Genomic DNA, 25,687 nt, shown 5'->3' with positions numbered 1-25,687 from the left:
TGGTAGGGCCTGTGGGGCCACTGGGATCGGAAGGGCCGCTGGGGCCGGATGGGCCAGTCGGGCCTGTGGGGCTGGTCGGGCCTGTGGGTCCGGTTGGACCGCTTGGGCCCGAGGGCGAGCCACCGCCACCCGCGCCGACGCGGAAGCCGACGCCATCGGCACAGGCGCCCAGGAGAAGAAGCGGGATAGCCGTCGCACAAAGCAGAAGGTGCCTGGCGGATCGGCGCGATTGTTGACGCGGCATCGTGTTAACCTCCATGAAAATGCCCACTGCGTCGGAGCCTAGGCACAGTTCGGAGGCGCTTCGCGGCCAGATGGAACCGGCCTGAAACTGCCGATCCCGGACTTGCGACAGTCCCGCATCGGGAATGAGCAAAGGTGCTGTCGCGCACGGAAAATCGGGCCTTTGCGGGGCTGGCGCCACGCAAAGGCCATGCTCATCGTCGGATCGGAGGGGAAGGAAGTACGCAAGGCGCGCAAGTCGGCCAAACCGCCTGCCGAGCGGTTAGAACCGAAAAGACTATTGTTTGGAACAGGCTGCCGAAGACGACGCCTGTCATGGCTGGAGAAAATCTGTCAGCCACGAATTCAACCGCCGCCACCTTCGCAGCCCCGCCGGTCAGCCGGCGAATCGGCCCAGCCAGAGGCTGAAAGATTAGGGAGAAATCCCGCCCCGCCAGGGAGTAACGATATACCCGGTCACCCCGTCAGCGCCAACGAGTTGCCCTTCACCGCCGCGAACGGCCACGGAAGCCGCTATGGCCCGCTCGGTCAGGCGGCCGGCTCCGGCTCTACCGAGAGAAGGCGGCGGCTGTCGATCAGGGCGTCCCGCAAGGTAACGAGCAAGGCGTCGATGTCGGTTTCTTCGGAAACGAGCAAGTCCACGGCCAGCCCTTCCCTTCCGGCCCGGATGCGGCCCACGCGTGCATCACCGAGAACCAGGGGCCGGTCGTTGCCGCGCCGGATGTCGCCTTCCTTGGCGGCGTCTTTCAGACGGGCAAGAACGGTGGCGGCCGGGATCATTCGCTCTCCCCCGGCGGCGAGGCGTTGCTGCTCTTCCCCGATCAGGCGTGCGCTGACCAGCAGGCGTTCCCGCTGTTCGGCACGGCGCAACAGCGGCGTCAGCACTTCGGAGTGGCGCACCCGCAGTTCGTCACGCGTGGCGAAGGCATTGACGACTTCGTCCGGCATTTGCGCGAGGGACAGCAGGCGGCTCAACTGGCTGTTCGACAGGTTCAGCGCTTCGGCCATGCGCGATTGCACCCCGCCGTAGAACCTGTCGACCGCATTCTGATAGCTGCGGGCGCGGTCCAGTTCGGTGATATCTTCCCGCTCGCGGTTTTCGATATCCGCGAGGCGAAACGCTTCTTCGTCAGTGAGATCGACGATGAGCGCTGTCAGGCGAATCTCCGGCCGGCCATTGTGATTCAGCCAGTCCACCGAGAAGCGCCTGCGGCTACCGACCAGCAACTGATAGGGATGATCGGCGCCGGGTGCATTGTGGCGGACGAGCACGGGAATGCGATTTCCGTCTTCCTGCGCGATCGATTCGATCAGCGAGCGGCAGCTTTCCGCCGAGAGGCCGGGCACATCGCGCGGGTTGCCATCCCAGACGCTGCAATCGGAAGGGCGAATGGAAATCGCCGTGCGGGCCCTGCCGCTGCCCTGCGCAAATCCGGCAAGGCGCTGATCGAGCCGCGACAGCGCTTCACCGTCCACGCCCGCCGCTTCGGCCGGATGAGGTTCGTAGGACAAGGTCGTCAAAATGTCCCGTACAAACCCGCCCATGTCACTCTCCACAACCTCTGACCAAGCCCTTTTCATATCCGCGCTTTTCGCAAAGCGGGTGTTAAACAATGTTCGTATCGGCGGAGTTATGGCACCACTTCGGTGCGGTTACGGTCCCCTGCGCGGCTGCAGGCACTCTCGACGCCCGCCCCGTTGCCTTCGCCGCCCCGGATCAACGCCAGTTGGGGCCTTCGACCCAGGTGACAAGGCTGCGCCGTGTCCCTTCGATGACGGGCAATACGCGGTGCTGAAGGAAGGACGGAAAGATCAGCAGACTGCCACGCGGCGCGAATTGCTCGGCCGGGTTGGCGATCCCGAAGAACTCGAACGCACCGCCGTTGTAGTCGCTAGCGTTGGATAGCTGGACGACGACCGACAGCTTGCGCGCAAAGGGCCGGGTGGATTCAAGCCACACGTCCTGATGCCAATCATAATGCCCTTTGTTCGTGGCGCGGTATTCCGTGAACTGAAGTTCGTAAGGCGCTTCGATCTCCACGCCGAAGTTCGTGCGGTTGGAGGGGCGGACGAAATCCATGACGCGCGAAACGATGTCCTTCTCGCGCCCGGCGTCCAACCAGCGGACTGTCGAAGTGCGATGCCCAAGATCGCTGCGCAAGTTGCCGGAGAACCCGATCGTTGCGTCCTGTTCCGCATATCCCTCGGCACGCTTGATGATGGCGTCGCACTCGGCATCGGTGAACGCACTGGTCCAGACTTCCCAAACATTCTTCATCGTCCGCCCCATTCCTTCGACGCGTGAATTTCATGATCCAGTGAAAAGGCGCGCACGGAGAGCGCCGGGCGTTTTGCGTACACGCAAAAGCGCAAATCAGACCGTCCGGTTGACGCTGAAGAAGAACCGCGCCTTTTTACTGTAGAACTCCGATGGAGACTTGACAGGTACTGCAATTTGTGCAGTCGCAGTCCAGCCCTTGACCGGCGTTACCCGTACCCCGGCACCTGCGGTCGCCAGCGAAAAGTCCTGAGCCGCCAGTCGGTAGGCTGGTCGCTCGTAGCTGTGCGCCAGCGCTCCATCGGTATAGGCAAAGACCGTCAGGCCGCGCGTGGCACCCGCTGGCTTCCCCGCGACGCGCCAGGACAGTTCCAGACTGCCTGCGGCTGCCTTGTCCGAGGTGATGATGCCGATGCGGTAAGCCATGCCCGCGCCCTCGCCGCCCAAGGGGAAGCGCTCGGTGGTCGGCAACCGGTCGCCGCTATATTGGCCGCGCAGCGTGGCCTTGACGGAGACGGCCTTGGTCAATTCCTTGATCGCGGTGAGCTGCACGTTGGCCTTGCGGAACGAGGCATCGGAATAGCCCTCGATCGGCCGCGCGCCCAAGGCGTCCAGGCCCTGGCTCAGACTGGTGGAGATGGCATAGCCGCCGGTCTTGTCGATCGACGACCATACCGTGCCGAGCCGCAAAGCCCGCGTCTTGAAACCGCCGAACGCCGTATCGAGGAAGTAATTGGTGCTGTTCGTCCCGTCGAGCGAAAGGCTCAGGGAGAGATTGCGGCGATAGGAGCGGATCAGCGGGTGCGAGATGGCGATGCCGCCCTGCTTCGCTTCGCCGATGATGTTCAGGTCGCGGGTCTTGGTGCGGACATAGGCGCCGCTGACGCCCAGCGTGGTGCCGTTGGAGCCGATCGGCGTAGCGTGGCTCAGCGAGTAGAACTGGTAGCGATCCGGGTTGAACGGCAGGTTCCCCGAGAAGCGCGTGGTATCGCCTTCGCGCAGCACGCCGTTCACCGCGGCCGAAAGCTGGGTCTGCACGCCCGTGGTGACATTGACGATGCCGTTGTTGTTGACGTTCAGCGTGACGTCCACTTGCTTGCGGTCCACCTTGAGGTCGAGCGCCAGCTCGCCGGGGGTCGGCGTCTGCTTCAGGCTGGCCTGCACGGTCTGGCCGGGAATGTCGCGCAGCAGGGAAATGGTGCGCTCGATGGTGGACTTGTGAGTCGGCGTCTCGCGCAGGAGACGCTTCACTTGCGCGTCGATCAGGCGCGTCGGCGTGCTGCGCGTCTTGCCGTCCAGCGTGTAACGGGTGATGCGCCCTTCCAGCACGCGGACCGTGAGCACGCCGCCGGTGGGCACTTGCTGCGGGATCGACACGGCGAAGAAGGCGATGTCGCTCTGCCCGTAAGTAGTGCTGATGGCGTTGGCGATCTTCTGCAGGTTGTCCCGGTTCAACGGGGCGCCGATGAAAGCGGCGACGGCCTTGTCGAGCAGCGGCTTGGGCAGGGTGGAGCCTTCGTATCGCAGGCCGGTCAGCGCGACGCCGGCTCCGCCCGAAGGTGCCGCTGGCGTGGCGACCACCGGGGTTTGCGCCTGCGGCACTTGCGCCGGCGCCGGCACCCGCGGCACGTCGGGATCCTGCCGGTCGACACGGTCGCGGTCGATGATCGGGGCCTGCGGAGACGGCGCGGCGATCTGCGCCTGCGCGGCCTGGAACGGCATCGACGGAAGCAAGAGGCCCGCCATCAGCAGGCCCAGCTTTCGCGCCAGCCTCCGGGACCGGCTTGGGGGTGAGGGAATTGCCGAAGCCGTCATGGTTCGTGATCGCCTGATGGTGTTTGCGGGGGTGAAGTGTCGGAAGAGCTTTCCCCGCAAGATGAAGAACATGGACTCGCCCGGCATCCCGAACTGGAGCCGGAGCGGCTGCTTCGAGGCGGTTATGCGGGTTTGCTGGCCGACGGTCGGGGAAGCCCCGTCACCGGCGCTACGCAAAGCCGGCTTCAGGGCGCGGAAAAAGGCGGGGCCGGCAGGAAATCGGTAACCATATCCGGGCTTTCGCCAGGATTGATCGCGGCGATGGCGATCATCGGAATGAATTCAATAACTCTCTGATTTATAGTTACTATTTTAGACTATGAGGGCCGAGGAGAGCCCCAAAAACGACCTCGGACAAGTTACGCAAATCGCCGCCAAGTCGGCTCCAACCGGCTGTCCGGCGGGGAAAGGCCCGCAAGGCGCCGGAAAGCGGATATAGGTCGTTTCGGCTACAAATTAGCCCTTGGACGCAGGCAGCGCCCTGCCCGTTCGGCGCCGATCACTGCTCCGGCGGACATGCAAAGCCCATCGCCCGCCCCGGAAATGATAAGCGATCCGTTCATCCCGCGGCGCTATAAGTATAGCAGCCAGTCGCCTCGCCGTCGGCGCTCCCCGGGCAACTACCGAGGGGCTCGACGATTTCAACGAGGTGAAGAGAGAATATCCGCAAAGCGGAATTGGGAGAGAGCCATGACCCCGTCACCGGGCGAAACGTCATCCGCGGAGACGGTGCCTGTCGAAAGCCTGGCGGAGCGGGCCTATGTCGAACTCGTGCGCAGTCTCTACGAGACGATCGCGCAGGCGCTCTACATGCTGGTGATTTTTCTCGTCTGTTTCGTTCTCGTCTACCATTCCAGCGAGGACCGCGCGGTTCTGCTGGTCGGCTCGGCCGCGCTGCTCACCTGGATCGCCCGCATCGAGGTGGCCCGGCGCTTCCGGCAACGCGCCTTGACCGGGGTGATCGCCAAGGCCGAGGCGCGGCGGCTCGAAGTGGCTTTTGCCGTTCCCTATGTCGGCTTCGCGATCCTGTTGGGGACTTTCGGCGCGCGGGTCTTCGCCCTGCCGGACCCGCAGGCACACATGCTGGTGATCTGCACCGTCATGGGTTTCTGCGCGGGCGTGGTCACGGGCGTCGGGCGAAGGCCGGCCATCGCCAATCTCTCGATGCTGGCGGCGGCGGGACCGATCGTCGTCACGGCCGCCCTGCACGGCACACCTTTATATATAGGGACGGCCCTGATCACCGCGGCCTATCTGGTCGGCGGGATGCAGGCGCTGAAAATGCGCTTCGAGATCGTCAAGGCGGAGATCGGCAAGCGCCTGCTCTCGGTCTCGCTGGCCCGCAGCGACAGCCTGACCGCCCTGCCCAATCGCCTTGCCTTGCGCGAATACTTCGACGAGAACACGCGCCTCATCTCGTCTTCCGGGCTGATCGCGGTGCATTATCTGGACCTCAACGGCTTCAAGCCGGTGAACGACGATTACGGCCACAGCATCGGCGACATGTTGCTCGCCCTCGTGGCAGACCGGCTGCGCGGGGCGATCCGCAGCGGAGACATCGTCGCCCGCCTGGGCGGAGACGAATTCGCCGTGCTCCAATATGGCCTTCACCGCGGCGAGGAAGCGGAGTTCCTGGCGCAAAGGCTGGTGGCGGCGATCGCCCAGCCCTTCCTGGTGGGCGATCTGACGCTGGCGATCACCGCATCCATCGGCACCGTCGTGACCAGCAACGGCAGGGAGGATCTGACCGTCTTGCTCGACGAGGCGGATGCCCGGCTCTACCTCGCCAAGCGGGGGCGCTTGGAAAGAGTCGCAGGCAAGACCGTCAATGGCGCGGACTGGTAGCGGCGTGCGAATCACCTTGTGACATCGCGCGGTGCGTCACTGCGGCCGGCAATTGAATCCTTCCGCCGCTTCGCGGTTTATTGCCGAGACCTTTGCCCCATGGCCGCACTGATCGGACGCAACGCCCCAGAAACCCACAGATAGTCATGCTTTCCCGGATTTTTGCGCTCGACTGAACATCGCCCCAGGCATATACCTGCAAACTCGTTCAAAAGTATTTTGCAGGCGGGACATGCATTCACAAGTCGACCGTATCTCGGAAATGGCGCAAGCCGGAGAGAAGATGATCGAACGGCTGCGGCGCAAGGCCTTCTTGCCCGAAAGCCGCAAGGGCCTCAACGTTCGTTTCGGCATTGCCGAAGCCGCGACACTGCTCGGCTGCTCCACCAACCGGATTCGCATGGCCGAGGACGACGGGCGCCTGCCGCCGCCGCCCGCCGCCGGCAACGGTCGCCGCCTGGGCTACACGGTGGAGGAAATGCTCCACATGCGCGAAGTTCTGGGCGCCTCCCCTGCCCGCGCGCCGCTCGATGTTCCGGCGATGATCGCCGTGCAGAACTTCAAGGGCGGCGTCGGCAAGTCGACGGTCACAACGCACCTCGCGCACTATTTCGCGGTGCAGGGCTACCGTGTGCTCGTCGTCGATTGCGACAGCCAGGCCACCACGACCACGCTGTTCGGCTTCAACCCGCACTTCAACATCACGCGGGAAGAGACGCTCTACCCCTACCTCTCGATCGACCCCACCCAGGCCGACCTGCTCTACGCGGTCAAGCGGACGCCTTGGCCCAATGTCGACCTGATCCCTTCGAACCTCGAACTCTTCGACGTCGAATATGAACTCGCCGCGGCCGGTGCGGATGGTCAGTCGGTGTTGGCCGCACGCTTCCGCAAGCTGAAGCAGGGCCTGATGGATCTGGCGCGCGAATATGACGTGGTGATCCTCGATCCGCCGCCGGCGCTGGGCACGATCTCGCTCGCGGTGATGCAGGCCGCCAATGCGCTGCTCGTGCCGCTGGCCGCCACCACGCCCGACTTCTGTTCAACGGTGCAGTTCCTCTCGATGATGGACCAGGTGCTCGAACAGCTGGTGGGCGCGGGCATCTCGGTGGACTATTCCTTCGTGCGCCTGATCTGCTCGAAGTTCGACGGCAACGATCCCAGCCACGAGATGGTCCGCTCCATCATGGAGCAGACGTTCGGCCCGGCCCTGCTGCCGGTGCCGATCCTGGAAAGTGCCGAGATCAGCCATGCCGCCTTGCGCATGATGACCGTCTACGAGCTGGAAAAGGCCATCGGCACACCGCGGACGCACAAGCGCTGCAAGGCCAATCTCGACGAGGCCCTGGGCCAGATCGAACAACTGGTACGCACCGGATGGGGCCGCTCGCAGCGGGTGGACGAGGACTTGCTGGTCAATGGCTAAGCTCCTCGCAACGGACGAAAAAACGTTTTCCTACAGGGAATTTGTTCGTCATATGTTCCGGCGCGATTCTCGCCCTTCTTCTCGCCAGCTATCTTTGAGGTAAGCCATGGCCCGCAAGCAATCCGACTATCTCGCCGCCCTGCTTTCCGACGACGACCTGAACCTGGATGACGACACGGCGCCCGCCGCCAATGTCGCGGCTGAGGATGGCTCGTCCACTGCGCAATCGGCCCTTTCCGCATCCGGGCACGTATCCGGGCACACAGGCGGCCTGGAAGGCAGGCCCCGCACCGAAAGGACGCGCGGCACCACGCTGCTGGGGCGCGAGAGTGCCCTCGCCCGTGTCGCCACCGGCGAAGTGCGGCAGGTCACCCAGCTCCTGCTCGATCCGGCACGCGTGCGGATCTGGCCGGGCAATGCCCGTTCCTATGCCCACCTCTCGGAAGAGTCCTGCCAGGAACTGATCGATTCGATCATCGCCGAAGGGGGACAGAAAGTCCCTGCCGTCGTGCGCCGGGTCGAAGGCGATGCCGATCACGACTACGAAGTCATCGCCGGCACCCGCCGCCACTGGTCGATCTCCTGGCTGCGCGGCCATTCCTATCCGGACATGCAGTTCGTGGCGCAAGTCGCCCAACTGGATGACGAAGCCGCGTTCCGCCTGGCCGACCTCGAAAACCGCGCACGCAAGGACGTCTCGGATCTCGAACGGGCCCGCAATTACGCCCAGGCCCTGCGCGACCACTACGGCAACCACATGACCCGCATGGCCGAACGGCTGAAGCTCTCCAAGGGCTGGCTGTCGAAAATGCTCAAGGTCGCCGCCATTCCCGACGCGGTGCTCTCGGCTTTCGCTTCGCCGGCCGACGTGCAGCTCAAGCCCGCCTATCCGCTGGCCCAGTTGCTCGACGATAAGGACAAGGCCGCCGCCGTGCGCAAGGAAGCGGCGCGCCTCGCGCGTGAGCAGGCCGGTCGCCGCGCCGATGGACGCCCTACCCTTCCCGCCGCGGACGTTCTCAAGGCCCTGCTCTCGGCGCCCGACGCCGAGCGGGTGAAGCCGGATCCGATGGTCATCGTATCGCGCCATGGCCGTACGATGGCCTCGGTGCAGACCAGCAACCGCCAGGGCGTGACGCTCCGCCTCCACGCGGGTTCGGGCGCAAGCCGCGACGAAGTGGTCAATGCCGTGCGCAACCTGCTCATCCAGCTCGATGGCGAGGGACGCGGGCTGCAGACATGACACCGGGAGGGAAGAAGGCGGCCTGGCTTTTCGAGAACGTCGAAACGGCCCCCCTCTTCCCTCCATTGCCGGAAGACGGATCGAAAAGCAGGGGCGCCACCCCTGCTTTTTTCATGTCCGCACCCGCTGCGCTTTCGATGTTTCCCCGGGGAAACACCCCCCTGCCCTCGCCCCCGGCTCGGAGCCGAGGAGCCATCGCCGGTCCGGACTCGCTCGCGGCCCCCCGCACAAGCGCCCGAAACCACGCACAAGTTCTGCACAAGCAAGCGTTCCGGCCATTTGCCCAGCCCCGCGCGCGCCGCCATTATGCCGGGAATCACCCGAATCCGCCGATTCTTGTTTCCCCGGGGAAACAGGGAAACGCCGTGTCCGGGTCAACCTGTGTCCACCGTCCTGACTTCGGAATGAGATAATGAGTCGCCCACGCAAAGAGACGGCCTCTGAACAGTTCGACCTGTTCCTTCCGTATATCGCGGACCTGCCGATGCGCGACCAGCGCGAGATGATGGAGCGTCCCTTCTTCAGCCTCGCCAAGTCCAAGCGCGTCAAGCCGATCGATTACACCAGCCCCGACAGCAAGCTCTGGGTCCACGTCTCGGCCAACCCGGACTACGGCATGGCCACGATCTGGGATGCCGACATCCTGATCTACTGCGCCAGCATGCTCGCCGATATGGCACGCCGCGGCGTCAACGATGTGCCGCGCAAGCTGCACCTCATGCCTTATGACCTGCTGCGCGCCATCGGCCGGCCGACCACGGGCCGCGCCTACGAACTGCTCAGCCAGGCGCTCGATCGGCTCGTGGCCACGACGATCAAGACCAACATCCGTGCCGAGAACCGCCGCGAAGCGACCTTCTCCTGGCTCGATGGCTGGACCCAGCTGGTGGACGAGCGCACCGAACGCTCGCGCGGCATGACCATCGAACTGTCGAACTGGTTCTGGGAAGGCGTGATGATGAAGGGCGGCGTGCTCTCCATCGATCGGGCCTATTTCGACATCACCGGCGGCCGCGAGCGCTGGCTCTACAAAGTCGCGCGCAAGCACGCCGGCGGCGCGGGCGAGGGCGGCTTTGCGATTTCCATGCCGGTGCTCTTCGAGAAGTCCGGCGCGGAAGGACAATACCGCCGCTTCAAGTTCGAGATGCTGAAACTGGTCGAGAAGGACGACCTCCCCGGCTACGCGCTGTCGCTGGAAACCGCGCGCGACGGGGAGCCGATGATCCGCATGCGCCGCGTCGACGGCAAGGGCGGCGCGGAAAAGGGACTGCCTGCCAGTCCCGCTGCGAACGAGGACGAAATGGAGCAGGCCATCGATCGCGCCTTCGCCACCCCCCGCGCACCCCTACCCACCGAGGCGGCGACGCCTCCCAAGGCCCCTGCCCGCCCCCGCAAGGTCACCGCGACAGCCGCCGCCCGCACCGCCGTTTCCCCGGGGAAACCGGCCGCATCCCAAGCTGTCTCGGCAACGTCTCCGGCCGCCCACCCGGGCGCGCCGAATGAACCCGTGGTCGACGCCAGCCACCTCATCCGCCGCACCGTCATCGGCCTGTCGGAAGCCGCGACCCGCGGTTTCATGACCGACGAGACCATCGACCACTTGCGCCGCACGTGCCCGGGCTGGGACCTCCACGCCCTGCATGCAGAGTTCGAACGCTGGATCGCCGCCTCTCCCGACCGCACCCCCGCCGACTGGCAGCGCGCCTTCGTGGGCTGGGTCAAGCGCCACCACGAAAAGCACGGTCGCAACTTGCGGGGCTGACCGCTCCCCGATCCTGCCGCAGACCTCAGACCGAAGGCCCCGAAGCGACAACCGCTTCGGGGCCCTTCTCTTTGCCCATTCCCGCACCAGCTCTGGCCCAGCATCGCTGCGCGCTCCCCGTCTTTGCGGCCCGGACACGCCCTATTCGGCAAGGCGCGGATGTGGCGGCAGGCGCCCCTCCTTCATCTCGACGCCAACCGCGATTGCTCCCAAGTAGAGGGAAGGTGATGAAGCGGCCCGAGGACCTCTCTCGGTGGGGAAAGGAACTCGAGATTCCCAGTCGCACATAGGCCCGTTTGCGCAGGTCATCCTGGCGCCCGCAAGCGCCCGTTCTCACCGCGTCCCTTCGTCTCGCGTCTGTCTCTGGTCGTTCGCCGATCGGGCCGTTCCCGAAGTGTCGCGTCTGGAGGTGAAGCGAAGCGGCAACGCGACGAAGGCTGGCGCAAGAGCGGCGCGATTGAACCTTTCCACACCGACCCCTTTGGAAAGTGATTCAAATATCCGACGGAAATTCAGGCCTTCGACACACCGGGAACGCCCAAACCGCATGTTTCGACCCTTCGGGAACAGCACGTCGACCTTTCAGGAACACGCATTCGACCTTTCGGGAACAGGTCCTACGACACTTCGGGAACGAAGCAACGACACTTCGGGAATGGCCCGAAAATGCGAATCGCGGGACTCGCGGCGCTGCAGCGCAGATCCCGGCGGTCTAACTTCTTCTAACAGAATCCCTCTAAACACCTTTCTAACCGCTCCGCACGAAGTTTGCCTTTGGGGAGAAATGGGGGAGGGGGCTGCGCCTGGTTGAAAAGGGGTGCCAAGAGTGCGGGCCTTTCCCGCCGCTGCCTCGCGTCCAGAGCCACTCCGGATGAATCCGCCCGGCGGCGCCGCTTGCTGGCTGCGGAAACGCGAGTTGAATCAATTTCCGGACCTTCAGGCGCATATTGATTCAAACCGCAGCGCCCGAGGGCCCGTCACGCGTCTGGCATGTCAAATTTTTGCCCTGAGAAGCCCGTAGAGCGCTTTCAGGTCCTTGGTGGACCCTTACCCTACCCCAGGCCTGTTTCGGCGCTCTACGAAGGCCGCTTTCAGGGCGCTGGAAAACCGCGATTTTCCGCGAAAATTCGCGCGAAGGCCTCTGGAATCGGTCCCGAAGGCCGTTTTTCGCCCCGGTCCTCCAGAAATCGGCCCAGGTCAGATCAACCTGCTACCTCGCCGGCAAACTCGTCACCCTCCCGCGAATAGGCGCGGCGACGGACAACCCGGGTCATCCCTCTGGGCCGTGACATTTGCGATGCGACCTGCCTGGATCGGCAGAAGCCGTTAAGCCGGGCGCCCCCGAGGCGAACGGTGGCGATTGCAAAGAGCGCCGCCGTCGACCGAGGGCATAGTCACCCGTCGGCGTCAGCCGTCATCGTCTCGGGCGGCGGTGCGGTTCAGCAGGTCTTCGATGGCGCGCATGGAGGCTTCGTAGTCGTCGATGGCCTCGCGCGAGGGGGTGAACTTCTCCTGCGCCGGTGGCGGTGCGGGCGCTTCGGGTTCCCAGGGCAGGTAGGCGTGGACGCGCGCGGCGTTGCGCGAAACATGGGTCTCGATGAGGCCGGCTTCGCTCAAGGTGGTGGTCAGGACGCGGACGCCGGGGCGCGAGACGCCGATCAGGGCTTCGATCTGCGCGCCGCGCAGCGGGCCGAACCCGGCGAGATAGCCGGCCAGTTCCCGCGCGCGGCCGGAACTGCGACGGTCGTGCAAGCCTGCCGAGATGCGCGCGCCGTCGCGTTCGGCTTCGGTCAGCCAGCGATCGATCCGCGAAAAGGCGCCGTGCAGGGCGGCTATCGCCTCCTGGGCAACATCGGGGTCATCGCCATCGGGAAGTCCCGCGGGTAGCACCACGAGGCCCGGTAGAGGCAGCGCGGCAGGGAGCCCGTGACGCGGCGAGAGGTAGCGCCCGGCGAGGATGTCCAACGCCCAGCCTGCATGGCCGGTAGGGCGCTGTTCCATGGCCATGCCGCGAACCAGAGCGAGGCTGGGCATCTGGCGGGCGAAGTGCGGCGAGCGGGCCGCGGCAGCGAACAGGCGGGCGGCCGCATGAAAGGGGAGGGCGTCCTCCGGGCCGTCGATGGCGGCGATCAGCGCGTGCGCCGCCTGGACCGCGGTATGGGCGTCCTCGTGCTCGGTTCCGAGGTGGACGTCGCTGGGGGCGAGGAAGGCCCGCAGAAGGGCTTCGGCGGCCAGGGCGAGGGGAGGCCAGGGATTGTGCCGGAATTCGGTTAGAATGGCTTGGCAGAGGGCCTTGGGAGGGCGTAAACTGGCGGGCGAGCCCTCCGAAAGCGTGTCCAGCCCGGCAAACCAGGTGAAGAAACGGCTTTCGGTGAATTCGTGGCCTTCCTGTCGAAGCGCGGTCAGGAGGCTTTCGCGGATCGACCGGGCGGCCAGAACCGGCAGGGCGGCGTCACTGGCCCGCGAAATGCCGATCTGGGTGCGGCCCAGAAGCAGGGCGCAGAGCGTGATCGGGGCGGGTTCCAGGGGGTGTGATGGATCCGGCTGCATAAAACGCCCTTGAAACAACGGACTGCACCAAGTGAAACTTAAATCAAGTTAGCTTTGCACCTGCTGGTGTCAAGATTTGCTTCACTATCGATAATCGAAACGTGGTATAGTCAAGGTGCGGAAGGCAGGCGCGATCCTCGGGCGCGCAGCGGTCGGACGCGCCGTTAACTGCGGTAAGGAAGCGGCGCTCGATGCCGCTCGCCACCTTGCCGATAGTCTCGCTGGCGGCGGAATTCCGCCCTTTTTTGAGGGGCGCTTCGAAGGAGTGTGGGTGCCATTACAGCGCACGGGCGAGGTGAGCAGGTTGTAGCGATGGAAGAGGGCGGGCTGAACTCGGGCGCTCGCCCGATGGAGGAGCATGACTTGCATCAGGCCGGCAAAGGCGATGGGGCCGCATTTCGTGCCGCCGGGATGTCGGCGGCGGGCAGCGGGGAGGACGATGCGATCGTCACCGTCCATGCGGCCGGAAGGCAGTCTCTACCCCAGCGCCGGGCTGGTGGCGCCATCGATCGCAATGCTCAGCTCCTGGCGCTTGTCGGCAGTTTGGCGGGCTCGCACCACGCCCTGGATGCTACGGCTTTCCGCGCTGCCATCGCTCCCCGGGCCGCGGCGAGCGTGAAGGCGCTGGCGAGCGATCTTGACGATTACGCCACCTTTTGCCGGGAACGGCGCCTGACCGGGCTTCCGGCCAGCGAGGCGCGTCTGGTGCGCTATATCGAGGACTGCGAAGCACGGGGGCTCAAGCCCGCCACGGCAGCGCGGCGGTTGGCCTCGCTGGGGGCGGTTCACGAGATGCTGGGATGCGCCAATCCCGCGGTGGCCGACAGAGTGCGCGGTACCTTGCTGGCGATGAAAGGGCGCGCCAAGGCCGGACAACGGCAGTTGGCCGCGCTCCGTTCCGGCGACGGGGGTGAGGGGGCGGGGCAGGGCAGGGCGATCACGCTGGCGGTGCTCTTGGCGGCCTGCGAGGCCGATCCGCCGGGCCTGAGGGATGCAGCGCTGTTGTCTCTGGGCAGCGATTGCGGGCTGCGGGTTTCCCAACTCGTCGCCTTGACGCTGAGCGATCTTGCGCTGGAGGCGGAGGAATTGCGCATTCCCCCTCGGAAAGGCGGTGAGACGGTGCGCGTGGTTCCGCTGTCGGCCGATACCTTGCGGCGGCTCCGTGCCTGGATCGCGGCAGCGGATCTGCGCGAGGGCCCGCTGTTTCGCCGGGTGGCGGTGCGGCGGGTGAAGGCGCGCAGCGGCGCCGATGCCGTGCCGCTGCGCAAGCTGGCGTGGAACCACCGGCAGGGCGAGGGCCGTCTTGGCGCCCGCATGGCGCGGCCCGCGCGCGTCGACTATGCCATCGGCGAGCAGGCGCTGACGGCAGCGGCGGTGCGCGCGATCGTCAAGGGCAGGGCCCGCCGCGCGGCGGAGCGGGGGCTGGTGGCATTGGACGGTGCAGGACTGGAAGCGGCGATAGCGGGCCTGAGCGGCGGATCGATGCGGCTCGGCTTTCGCGAGGACCGCTCGGCCGAAGAGGAGACGCGATGAGCGATCCCGCGTCCTTAAGCTTGAGCTCTCCGTGACTTCGCCGCGTGTTGGAAGGCTCCAACCGGGCAGGCGATGATGCCCGAGGATACCGGGCTGGCGAAACTCGGACGCCGCCATGGGCGCGATCCGCGAATTCGCGTCATCCACTCCGCTGTTCCGCAGCCCGTCACCCCCACCGAGAGGCGGTGCGGCGCGCGGAAGAGGCCATTTCCAGCGGTTACAGGCACGGTGAATTGATCCGCTTCTCCGACATTTACCCCAACCAATAGGGGGAATCCCCGATGTCCCGCGGGGCGGGCGGATCGTACCAAGCGAGTCGGGTGGGCAGCGAGGTTTTATGCACCGATCTGCACGCATTCGTTCGAACATGCTCCGGACCACGTCACTGGGGCGGCTCCCCGCGGCAGGGCTTCGGCCGGTCCTGCGGCCCGTCCTGCGGCCCATCCTGCGGCCCATGCTCCTGCCGCTGCTGGCTCCGGCGCTGCTGCTCTCCGCACCGGCCCTGGCCGAGGCGCCGGGGCTGCCGACGGGCGGGGTGTTCACGGGCGGATCGGGCACGATCTCCGTCGCCGGCACGACGATGACGATCACTCAGGGCTCCAACCGGGCGGTGATCGACTGGGGCGACTTTTCCATCGGCACCGACCGCAAGGTCCGCATCGACAATGCCGCGGGCGCGACGCTCAACCGGGTGATGGGCGGGCAACTCTCGCGCATAGACGGCACACTTTCGGCCAGCGGCTCGGTCTACCTGATGAACCCGGCCGGGATGATCGTGGGACCGGGCGGCAAAGTGCTGACGGGCGGCAGTTTTGTGGGCACCACGCGGGCGATCGATCCGGCGGCCTTCATGGCGGGCGGGGCGCTGCGCGCGCGCGGGACTTCGGCCGGGGGGATCGAGAACCAGGGCACTATTACCGCGGGCGTAGGCGCCGGTCAGGACGGGGGCAGCGTGGTCCTCATCGCCCGCTCGGTGACCAACAGCGGTCTCATCACCGCGGCGAACGGGCGCGTGACGCTGGCTGCGGCCGACGACGTGCTGCTGGCGACCACCGATGGCAAGGCGGACGGGATTTACGTCTCCTACGCAGCCGGGACCGGCACGGGCGGCGACGTGACTCAGACCGGCCGGATCGAGGCGGCTGCGGCCGCGCTCAAGGCGGCGAACGGCAATGTCTTCGCGCTGGCGGGCAACCGCGAGGGCCTGGTCCAGGCCACCGGCACGGCCACGATCGACGGCGAGCTGTGGCTGACGGCGCCTTCAGGCACGGTGGTGGTGGACGGAACGCTGGCGGCCAGGGCGGCCGACGGCAGCGGCGGGAAAGTGGTCGTTAACGGGGCGCAAGTCCGTCTCACTTCGGCGGCGGCCATCAGCGCCACCGGCACGCGGGGCGGCGAAGTGCTGATCGGCACCTCAGGCTATGCCAGCGGCGCAGATATCGCTCAGGTTACCGAGATCGCCCATGGCGCGCAGATCTATGCTGGAGGTCAGCAGGGGGCCGGCCGGATCGAGACCTCGGGACGGAAGTTCGACCTGGGGGCGGCCACAATTGCCGCCGGGGTCGGTGGCCAATGGCTGGTGGACCCCGACGACATCCTGATCGATGCCGCGGCCGCCTCGACCATCGTAGGCACCTTGAACCTTGGCACCGACGTGCTGCAACAGACGACATCCGGCGGCACGGGTGGTTTCGGTGATATCACCGTGGCCGCGCCGATCATCTGGACAGGTACCGGCGGACTGACGCTGGATGCCTTTCGCGATGTCCTGATCGACCAGCCCATCTCGGGCGKAGGCGGACTGACGATCAACGCGCAGCGTGACGTTTCGATCGGCGCTGCCGTTTCCGCCAGCCAGGTGGGCGCCTTCCTGCCGGGCGTGCTGACCATCGGCGCGGGTGGGTCGGTCAGCGCCAGCGGTGTCATCGCGCTGGAAACCGGCACTTTCATCAATAACGGCGGCGCTTCGGCCATATCTTCCAGCGGGGCGAACTGGTTCGTGGCCTCGAACGATCCGGCCGGCGACAGCGATGGCGGCCTTACGCCCGACTATTATGCCTACGACTATGACAACGTCAGCGTGCTTCCGGCTTCCGGGAATGGCCGTTTCTACCGGGTAGCGCCGAGCGTGAGCTTCGCGCTGGGGCCGGTAGTGAAGGATTACGACGGCACCACCACTGCCTTCCTCGACGATGGCAACGTCACTGTCACCGGCCTCATCAATAGCGACGACTGGACGCTGGACGGCACATATGCGGACAAGAACGCCGCCACCGGCATTGCCGTTACCGCCACCAATTTCGAAGCGACCCACGGCGGCATTCCCGTCTTCGGCTATGCCGTGGCGACGCCCAGCGTCACGGCCGCAACGGGCACGATCAACCGCATGGCGCTGACCGCGGCAATCATCGGCAATCCCACCAAGACCTACAACGCCACGACGGCGGTTTCTCTCACTTCGGCCAATTTCCAGCTGACCGGGGTGGCGGCCGGAGAGTCCATCGCCGTCGGCGCCGCCGCCACGGCGGCCTACGATGCGCCCGATGCCGGTGCGCGCACCGTGAATGCCACCTTCGCGGCGCCCAACTYCACCGCCGGGGCAGGGACCAGTCTGTCGAACTACATCCTGCCCACCATCGGCACCGGCGCGGGGCAGATCGACCCGGCCTCGCTGATCGTCAGCGGCATCGTGGCGGACGACAAGGTCTACGACAGCACCACGGCGGCCGTGCTGAACACCGGCTCCGCCACGATCTTCGGCGTGGTGGGCAGCGATGACGTGACGCTGGACTTCTCCGGTTCGAGCGGGGTCTTTGCGAACAAGAACGTGGGCAATGCGATCGCAGTGACGGCCACCGGCGTCGTACTGAGCGGCGCGGACGCGGGGAACTACGTGGTGGCGCAGCCGAGCGGACTGGCTGCCAACATCACCCGCGCCGCGCTGGTGGTGTCCGGGCTCACCGCCAACGACAAAGTCTACGACGGTACGCTGTTCGGCAGCGTCAACACGGGCGGCCTCCAGGTTTCCGGCCTCTTCGCGGGGGACGACATCATCCCCGTCGCCGGTCCGGGCGCGCAGATCACTTTCGCCACCAAGAACGTCGGCACGGGCATTCCGGTGACGATCGACGGCCTCAGCCTGAGCGGGGCCGATGCGGGCAATTACGACCTCAGCTTCTCGTCCACGCTGAGCGCCGCGATCACGCCGCGTCCGCTGTCGGTAACCGGCAGCGGCATGCCGACCAAGGTTTACGACGGGTCGACCTCCGCCATCGTGACATCCTCGCAAGTGGCGCTGGGCAATCTCGTTTCCGGCGAATCCATCACGCTGAATCAGGCCTCCGCGCTGGACTATGCCTCTAAGAACGTCGGCATCTGGGACATCGCCGTCTCGCTCAGCCCGTCGGACTACGTGGCAGGGCCGAATACCCTGCTGTCGAACTACAGCCTCCCCACGGTGGGTGCGATCCAGGGCGAGATCACCCCCGCGCCCTTGAACATCACCATCATCGGCAATCCCACCAAGACCTACGACGGCAATGCCAATGCCTCTCTGGGGCCATCGAACTTCCAGGTGGACGGCTGGGTCACCGGGGAAGGCGGGACAGTCACGCAGAGCCAGGGCACCTATTCCTCGTCCAACGCGGGGATCTGGACGGTTTCGGCCAATCTCGACGCCAGCAATTTCACCACCGATCCCGGCACATTGCTGTCGAACTACATCATCCCTTCGCCGGTCACCGGCCTTGGCACCATCGTGCGGCGCAACCTTGGCCCGGGCGTGATCGTCGTCGACATCACCGGCAATCCCACCAAGGTCTACGACGGCAATACCATCGCCACGCTGACCCCGGCCGACTATACGCTGAGCGGCTTCATCGCCGGCGAAGGGGCCACGATCACCCAGACGGTGGGCGAATATGGCAGTGCCAATGCCGGGCCGCAGGCGGTGACCGTGCAGCTTGCGCCGACCGACTTCGATCCCTTCGCCAACACCAACCTGGCCAACTATACCCTGCCCACCGAGGCCACCGGCATCGGCACGATCCTGCGTGCGCCGCTGACGGCCAGCGTGATCGGCAACCCCACGCGCGTCTACAACGGCACCACGCGGATCGGGCTTACCTCCGGCAACTTCGCGATTTCCGGCCTCGTCAGCGGCGAGAGCATTTCCGTGCTGTCCCGCGTCGGCAATTATGACAGCCGCAACGCCGGTGCGCGCTCGATCCTGGTTGCACTGGCTTCGGCATCGGAGTTCGTGGCCGGGGCGAACACGCTGCTGACCAACTATGCCCTGCCCACCGAAGCGGTGGGCCCCGGCACGATCACGCCCGCGCCGCTCAACGTGCTGGGCATCAGCGCCCAGAACAAGGTCTACGACCAGACGACGCTGGCGCAGCTGGCCGGCACGGCGACGCTGTACGGGCTGGTTACCGGCGATGACGTCACGCTGGACCCATCGGCCTCCACCGGCACTTTCGCCACGGCCAATGTCGGCAACGGCATCGCGGTGACGGCCTCGGGCTACACGGTGGCCGGGGCGGACGTGGGCAATTACACCCTGTTCCAGCCCAGCGGCCTGGTGGCCAATATCACCCCGCGCGGGCTGACCATTGCCAACCTCACCGCGCTCGACAAGTTCTACGACGGCACCACCGCGGCCACGCTCTCGGGCGCGGCGACGCTCTCGGGCGTGTTGGCGGGGGACGACGTGGCGCTGGACGGCGGCAGTTTCTCGGCGGCCTTCCTGCAGTCCAACGTCGGCACGGACTTGCGCGTCAACGTGGGCGGATACGGCATCTCGGGCGCGCAGGCGGGGAACTACACGCTTTCGCAGCCCTCGGGGCTGACGGCGGACATCAATCCGCTGGCGCTCACCGGGAGCATCGTCGGCAATCCGACCAAGACTTACGACGGCACCACCCAGGTCTCGCTGACCTCCGCCAACTATGCGCTTTCGGGCTTCATCACCGGAGAGGGCGGCACGATCGCGCAGTCCGCGGGGGCCGCTTACGACAGTGCAAACGCGGGCGCGCGCACCGTCACCGCCACGCTGGTGGTGTCGGACTTCAGGGCCAATGCCGGTACGCTGCTGTCCAACTATGTCCTGCCCACCAGCATTTCCGGCCCCGGCACGATCACCCAGGCGGCGCTGAGCGCGATCATCATCGGCAATCCCACCAAGGTCTACGACGCCACCACGGCCGCCACGCTGACCACCGCCAATTACAGCCTCAGCGGCTTCGTGGCGGGCGAGAGCGCGGACGTGACGCAGGCCCTGGGCTCCTACGACAGCAAGAACGTCGGCGCGCGGGTGGTCACGGCCACGCTGGGCGCGGGCGACTTCACTGCCGGGGCAGGCACCCAGCTTGCCAACTACATCCTGCCGGTTTCCGCCTCCGGTGCGGGGACGATCACGCCGGCCAGCCTGCAGGTGGTGGGCATTTCCGCGCTGGACAAAGTCTATGACGGCACCACGCTGGCCGGGCTGGACAGTTCGCTGGGTTCGCTGACGGGCATTCTCGGCAGCGATGTCGTCACGCTGGTTTCCAGCGGCGCAAGCGGGCAGTTCGCCACCAGGAACGTGGGCGTCGACATTCCGGTCACGGCCACCGGCTACACCGCCGCCGGGACGGATGCGGCGAACTACATCGTGCTGCAACCTGTGGGCCTTGCGGCGGATATCACCGAAGCGACGATCCAGCTTGCCTCCGTCACGCGGGTCTACGATGCCACGACCGGCCTTCCCTCCGTGGGCAGCGCCTACACGCTTTCGGGTGTCATCGCGGGAGACACGGTAAGCGTCGATGCCGCCGGCATCTCGGGCAATTACGATAACAAGAACGTGGGCACCGGCAAGCTGGTGACGCTGTCCGGCCTAGCCATCACCGGCACCGATGCGCTGAACTACACGATCGCATCCAGCGTAACCAATGCCGCCATCGGCACGATCACGCCCGCAACCCTCAACGTGATCGGCGCGACCGCGCTGGACAAGACGTACGACCAGAGCGCGCTCGCCGCGCTGAACAACAGCAGCACCGGCCTCAGCGGCGTGCTCGGCAGCGACGTGGTCGTGCTGGACACCGCCGCCAGCACTGGCACTTTCGTGGACGGCGCCGGCAATCCCACCGCCAACGCCGGCTTCTGGAACGTGACGACCAGCGGCTACACGGTTTCCGGGGCCGATGCGGGCAATTACAACCTGGTGCAGGCCCAGGGCCTCACCGCCCGGATCGACCCGCTCCAGATCATCCTGGCTTCGGTGACCAAGGTCTATGACGGCACCACGGCGCTGCCTTCTGCCTCCACCGGCTACAGCTTCACCGGGGTCCTGACCGGCGACACCGTCAATGCCGACACCTCGGGCGTCTCGGGCCAATATAATGCCGGTGCCAATGTCGGCTCCGGCATGTCGGTGACGGTCCGCAATCTCGCCCTGTCGGGCGCCAGCGCGGGCAATTATGTCGTCAGCAACGATGTGACCGGCCCCATCGGCACGATCACGCAGGCCCAGCTGACGGCGGCGATCATCGGCAATCCCACCAAGACTTATGATGGCAACAAACTGGCCAGCCTGACTTCCGCGAACTACCAGATCAACGGCTTCGTCACGGGCGAAGGCGCGACGGTGACGCAGACCGGCGGCCTCTACGACAGCGCCAATGCCGGCGCACGCACGGTCACCGCCGTGCTCGGCAGCGGGGACTTCTCGGCCACCGGCGCCACGCTGCTGTCCAACTACGTCCTGCCTGTCTCCGCCAGCGGCGCGGGCACGATCGACCAGCGCGTACTGACGATCAGCGGGGTCGTGGCGAACGACAAGGTCTACGACGGCACCACCGCCGCCACGCTGAACAGCACGAATGCCGCGCTGGTCAATGTCGTGAGCGGAGACACCGTCTCGCTGGTCTCCACGGGGGCGGCGGGCACGTTCGACAGCCGCAACGTCGGCACCGACATTCCGGTGACCGCCTTCGGCTATGCTCTCGCCGATGACTTCGGGAACTACGTGCTGGTGCAGCCCACCGGGCTTTCGGCGGACATCACCCAGGCACAGATCCAGCTGGTCGGGGTGACCAAAACCTATGACGGCAACGTGACGCTGCCGACGCTGTCTTCCGCCTATACCCTGACCGGCGTGGTCTCGGGCGATGACGTGACCGTCAATACGGCCGGGATCACCGGCGAATACGCCGACAGGAACGTGGCGAGCGGCATCAGCGTCTCGCTGATGGGGCTGGTGCTCGCAGGCGGCGACGCTGCCAACTACAGCATTCCCAGCTTTGTCTCGGACGAGACTATCGGCACGATCACCCCGGCAAGGCTGGACGTCTCGATCATCGGCAATCCCACCAAGACTTATGACGGCACGACCGCCGCGACACTGGCCGCGGGCAATTACCAGATCACCGGCTTCGTCACCGGAGAGGGCGCGACGATCAACCAGACCCAGGGCGCCTATGCCAGCGCCAATGCCGGGATCAGCACGATTACCGCTGCGCTGCTCGCCGGCAATTACGACGCCAACAGCGGGACGCTGCTCTCCAACTACGTGCTGGCGACAAGCGCGAGCGGCGACGGCACGATCAACCCGGCCTTGCTGGGCATCTCGATCGTCGGCAATCCCACCAAGACGTACGACGGTACCATTGCCGCCATCCTGGGCACGGCCAACTACCAGCTCACCGGCTTTATGGGCAGCGAAAGCGCTACGGTAACGCAGGCATCGGGGCGGTACGACAGCGCCAATGCCGGCGCGCGCACCGTCACCGCAGACCTCGCCAACAGTGACTTCGTCGCCGGTTCGGGCACGCTTCTCTCCAACTACATCCTGCCGACCACCGCGAGCGGGGCGGGCACCATCAACCAGGCCGTGCTCTCGGCGGCGATCGTCGGCAATCCCACCAAGACCTATGACGGCAACACGGTGGCGGCCCTCACCGGTGCCAATTACCAGCTCACCGGGTTCGTCACAGGCGAAGGCGCCAGCGTCACGCAGGCCATCGGCGCCTACGACAGCGCCAATGCCGGCGCACGCACCGTCACCGCCGTGCTGGGCAGCGGGGACTTCACGGCCAATTCCGGCACCCTGCTGTCGAACTACGTCCTGCCGCTCGGCGCCAGCGGCGCGGGCACCATCGGGCAGGCCACGCTTTCCGCCGTGATCGTCGGCAATCCCACCAAGACGTACGACGGCACCACCCTGGCCACGCTGGCCTCCGGCAATTACCAGCTGACCGGCTTCGTCTCGGGCGAAAGCGCCAGCATCACGCAGGCGCTGGGCGCCTATGGCAGCGCCAATGCGGGCACCCGGCTGGTCACCGCCCTGCTCGGCAGCGGGGACTTTGTCGCCGGGGCCGGCACGGACCTTGCCAACTACGTCCTGCCGGTGGAGGCCGCCGGCCTCGGCACCATCGACCGCGCCGTGCTTTCGGCCGCCATCGTCGGCACGCCCACCAAAGTCTATGACGGCAACGCCGCCGCCCGCCTGACCAGCGGCAACTACGCACTCACCGGCTTCGTCACCGGAGAGAGCGCCAGCGTGACGCGCAGCATCGGTGTCTACGACAGCCCCAACGCCGGTGCGCGCACCGTCACCGCCAGCCTGGCGGCGGGAGACTTCGTCGCGGGTGCCGGTACGCTGCTGGACAACTACGTCCTGCCGGTCAGCGCTACGGGCGCGGGGCTGATAGGGAAGGCCACGCTGGCGGCTTCCATCGTCGGCATCCCGGTCAAGACCTATGACGGCACGACGCTGATCACGCTGGTTCCGGGCAATTACCAGATGACGGGCTTCGCCGTGGGCGAGGGCGCCGCCGTGACGCAGGCCAGCGGCACGTTCGCCGCGCCCGATGCCGGGTTCCGCCAGATCACCGCCACGCTCGGCGCGGGGGACTTCGCGCCCCAGTCGAACACCTTGCTCGACAACTACATCCTGCCCACCCAGGCCACCGGCATCGGCCTGATCGAGCGCGCCGTGCTGACCGCCACCATCCTCGGCAATCCCACCAAGGTCTACGACGCGACCACGGCTGCCAGCCTGACGAGCGCCAACTATGCGCTCACCGGCTTCATCGCCGGGCAGGGCGCCACGGTGACCGAGACGGTCGGCACTTACGACAGCGCCAATGCCGGCGCGCGCACCGTCACCGCCGCGCTCGGCAGCGCCGACTTCGTGGCGAACAGCGGCACGTCCTTGCTGAACTACGTGCTGCCCGCCAGCGCCAGCGGCGCGGGCACGATCACGCAGGCCGTGCTGGCCGCCGTGATCCTCGGCAATCCCACCAAGACCTACGACGGTTCCACGGCGGCCCTGCTCACGCCGGGCAACTTCCTGCTCACCGGCTTCATCGGCAGCGAAAGCGCCACGGTCACCGCGACTTCGGGCACATACGCCGATGCCAATGCCGGCATCCATCTGGTGACGGCGATGCTGGGCAGCGGGGACTTCGCGGCAGGGGCGGGCACGGTCCTTTCGAACTACCTGCTGCCGACCACGGCAGCGGGGCTGGGCACTATCGAGCGGGCGGTGCTCTCGGCCGCCATCGTCGGCAATCCCACCAAGCCCTACGATGGCACCAATGCCGCCACGCTGACCGGCGCAAACTACGCCCTGGCCGGTTTCGCACCGGGAGAGGGCGCCGCGGTGACGCAGACCGTGGGCATTTATGCAGGCGTGAACGCGGGCCTCTGGACCGTGACCGCCGGTCTGGGCACGGCGGACTTCACCGCCCAGTCCGGCACGCTGCTGTCCAACTACATCCTGCCGACCAGCGCCAGCGGCGCGGGCACGATCGCGCGGGCCGTGCTGACGGCCGCGATCATCGGCAATCCCACCCGCACTTACGACGGCACCACCGGCATCGGCCTCACGCCCGGCAACTACCTGCTCACCGGCTTCGTCGGCAGCGACGGGGCCAGCATAACCCAGGCGCAGGGCCGCTACGACAGTGCCAATGCCGGCGCGCGGATCGTGACCGCGCTGCTTTCCGAAACCGACTTCACCGCCCAGTCCGGCACGCTGCTGTCCAACTATGCCCTGCCGACCAGCGCCGGCGGGGCGGGCACCATCGAACGCGCGGTGCTGACCGCCGCCATCGTCGGCAACCCCAGCCGCGCCTACGACGGCACCACGGTCGCCCGCCTGACGAGCGCCAACTATGCCCTCACCGGCTTCGTCGCGGGCGAGGGCGCCAGCGTCACGCAGGGCCAGGGGCTCTACGACGGTCCCAATGCCGGGCCGCATACCGTCACCGCCGCGCTGGCACAGGGTGATTTCAGCCCGAACAGCGGCACCCTGCTGGCGAACTACGTCCTGCCGACCCTGGCCTCGGGCACGGGCACCATCTCCCGCGCGGACTTGACGGTGGCGATCACCGGCAATCCCACCAAGGCCTGGGACGGCACCACCGATGCCCAGCTCGTGCCCAGCTATTACACGATCACCGGCTTCGCGGCCGGGGAAGGGGCGACGATCACCCAGGCTTCCGGCACTTATGCGGAGGCTTCGCCCGGCCGCCACCAGGTGACCGCGCTGCTCTCCCCGTCGGACTACCTGGCCGATAGCGGTACGCTGCTGTCGAACTACAACCTGCCGGACAGCGCCGAAGGGCCGGGCACGATCCGCCCACCGTTCAACTGCACCTCGCTCGCATCCTGCCTGCCCGAACCGCCCGACCTGGCCCGCTTCGCGGCGGGAGCCTTCCCGCGCTTCTACGTGGTCTATCCCAGCGTCTTCCCGCGCTACCAGGCCCATACCCAGGCCTTCGCGGCGATGCCCAGCATCCTCGATCCGGGCGGTGTGGTCCTGACGGCGGACGGCTGGCTGGTGGCCAAGCGCAGCACGGTGCTCAATTCCAGCGAGCAGATCCTGGCGCGCGGCGGCGGCAGCATGGAAGTGCGTATCCGCTACGAAGCGCCGCCTGCGGCGATAGAACTGGGCGAACCGGGCGGCATGGGGGGACAATGATGCGATCCACGATATTGCGAAGC

11 protein-coding genes are annotated in these 25,687 nt (G+C 66.5%); 7 read left to right on the top strand and 4 right to left on the bottom strand.

Going from position 1 to position 25,687, the window contains the following annotated elements; all coding sequences use genetic code 11:
* Positions 1-771: 771 nt before the first annotated feature.
* The 3 genes from AB4Z00_RS07040 to AB4Z00_RS07030 all read right to left on the bottom strand — a co-directional run bounded on the left by AB4Z00_RS07040 (position 772) and on the right by AB4Z00_RS07030 (position 4,267).
* Positions 772-1,788 (bottom strand): ParB/RepB/Spo0J family partition protein, encoded by a 1,017-nt coding sequence (locus AB4Z00_RS07040; protein ID WP_132267803.1) that lies wholly within the window; start codon positions 1,786-1,788, stop codon positions 772-774.
* Between the two features lie 172 nt (positions 1,789-1,960).
* Entirely contained in the window at positions 1,961-2,521 is a 561-nt protein-coding gene (locus tag AB4Z00_RS07035; RefSeq protein WP_132267801.1) for a 2OG-Fe(II) oxygenase, read from the bottom strand.
* Between the two features lie 96 nt (positions 2,522-2,617).
* A complete protein-coding gene (locus AB4Z00_RS07030; protein ID WP_442045443.1) occupies positions 2,618-4,267 on the bottom strand; it encodes a ShlB/FhaC/HecB family hemolysin secretion/activation protein in 1,650 nt (549 codons plus the stop codon).
* Between the two features lie 105 nt (positions 4,268-4,372).
* On the opposite strand from AB4Z00_RS07030, the gene AB4Z00_RS07025 reads away from it, so the two are divergent.
* From AB4Z00_RS07025 to AB4Z00_RS07005, 5 genes are all read left to right on the top strand, one after another.
* Positions 4,373-4,633 carry a hypothetical protein gene (locus AB4Z00_RS07025; RefSeq protein ID WP_442045442.1) on the top strand — a complete coding sequence of 87 codons (261 nt, stop codon included), beginning with the start codon at positions 4,373-4,375 and terminating at the stop codon, positions 4,631-4,633.
* A 393-nt stretch (positions 4,634-5,026) separates the two neighbouring features.
* Positions 5,027-6,181 (top strand): diguanylate cyclase domain-containing protein, encoded by a 1,155-nt coding sequence (locus AB4Z00_RS07020; RefSeq protein ID WP_442045441.1) that lies wholly within the window; start codon positions 5,027-5,029, stop codon positions 6,179-6,181.
* A 232-nt stretch (positions 6,182-6,413) separates the two neighbouring features.
* Complete coding sequence (locus tag AB4Z00_RS07015) at positions 6,414-7,607, top strand: AAA family ATPase (RefSeq protein ID WP_132267795.1); 1,194 nt, start codon at positions 6,414-6,416, stop codon at positions 7,605-7,607.
* Positions 7,608-7,713: 106 nt separating this feature from the next.
* Complete coding sequence (locus tag AB4Z00_RS07010; RefSeq protein ID WP_442045440.1) at positions 7,714-8,847, top strand: ParB/RepB/Spo0J family partition protein; 1,134 nt, start codon at positions 7,714-7,716, stop codon at positions 8,845-8,847.
* 412 nt (positions 8,848-9,259) lie between these two features.
* Positions 9,260-10,609 carry a replication initiator protein A gene (locus AB4Z00_RS07005; RefSeq protein ID WP_442045439.1) on the top strand — a complete coding sequence of 450 codons (1,350 nt, stop codon included), beginning with the start codon at positions 9,260-9,262 and terminating at the stop codon, positions 10,607-10,609.
* A 1,407-nt stretch (positions 10,610-12,016) separates the two neighbouring features.
* Here AB4Z00_RS07005 and AB4Z00_RS07000 read toward each other — a convergent pair.
* The gene (locus tag AB4Z00_RS07000; RefSeq protein WP_442045438.1) at positions 12,017-13,159 is read right to left on the bottom strand and encodes a hypothetical protein; all 1,143 of its coding nucleotides are present in this window, start codon (positions 13,157-13,159) and stop codon (positions 12,017-12,019) included.
* A gap of 267 nt (positions 13,160-13,426) precedes the next feature.
* Here AB4Z00_RS07000 and AB4Z00_RS06995 point away from each other — a divergent pair, with 267 nt between their 5' ends.
* Together AB4Z00_RS06995 and AB4Z00_RS06990 are read left to right on the top strand one after the other, a co-directional pair.
* Positions 13,427-14,692: a tyrosine-type recombinase/integrase gene (locus AB4Z00_RS06995; protein ID WP_442045437.1), complete on the top strand. Its 1,266-nt coding sequence runs from the start codon at positions 13,427-13,429 to the stop codon at positions 14,690-14,692.
* 367 nt (positions 14,693-15,059) lie between these two features.
* On the top strand, positions 15,060-25,664 hold the full coding sequence (locus tag AB4Z00_RS06990; protein ID WP_442045436.1) for a YDG domain-containing protein: 10,605 nt from the start codon (positions 15,060-15,062) through the stop codon (positions 25,662-25,664).
* Positions 25,665-25,687 lie beyond the last annotated feature (23 nt).

Source organism: Novosphingobium sp. YAF33, from assembly GCF_052113265.1.
In the GTDB taxonomy this organism is placed as follows: domain Bacteria; phylum Pseudomonadota; class Alphaproteobacteria; order Sphingomonadales; family Sphingomonadaceae; genus Novosphingobium.
Note: the sequence above shows the minus strand (reverse complement) of the source record. Positions and strands in the feature narration are given on the sequence as shown.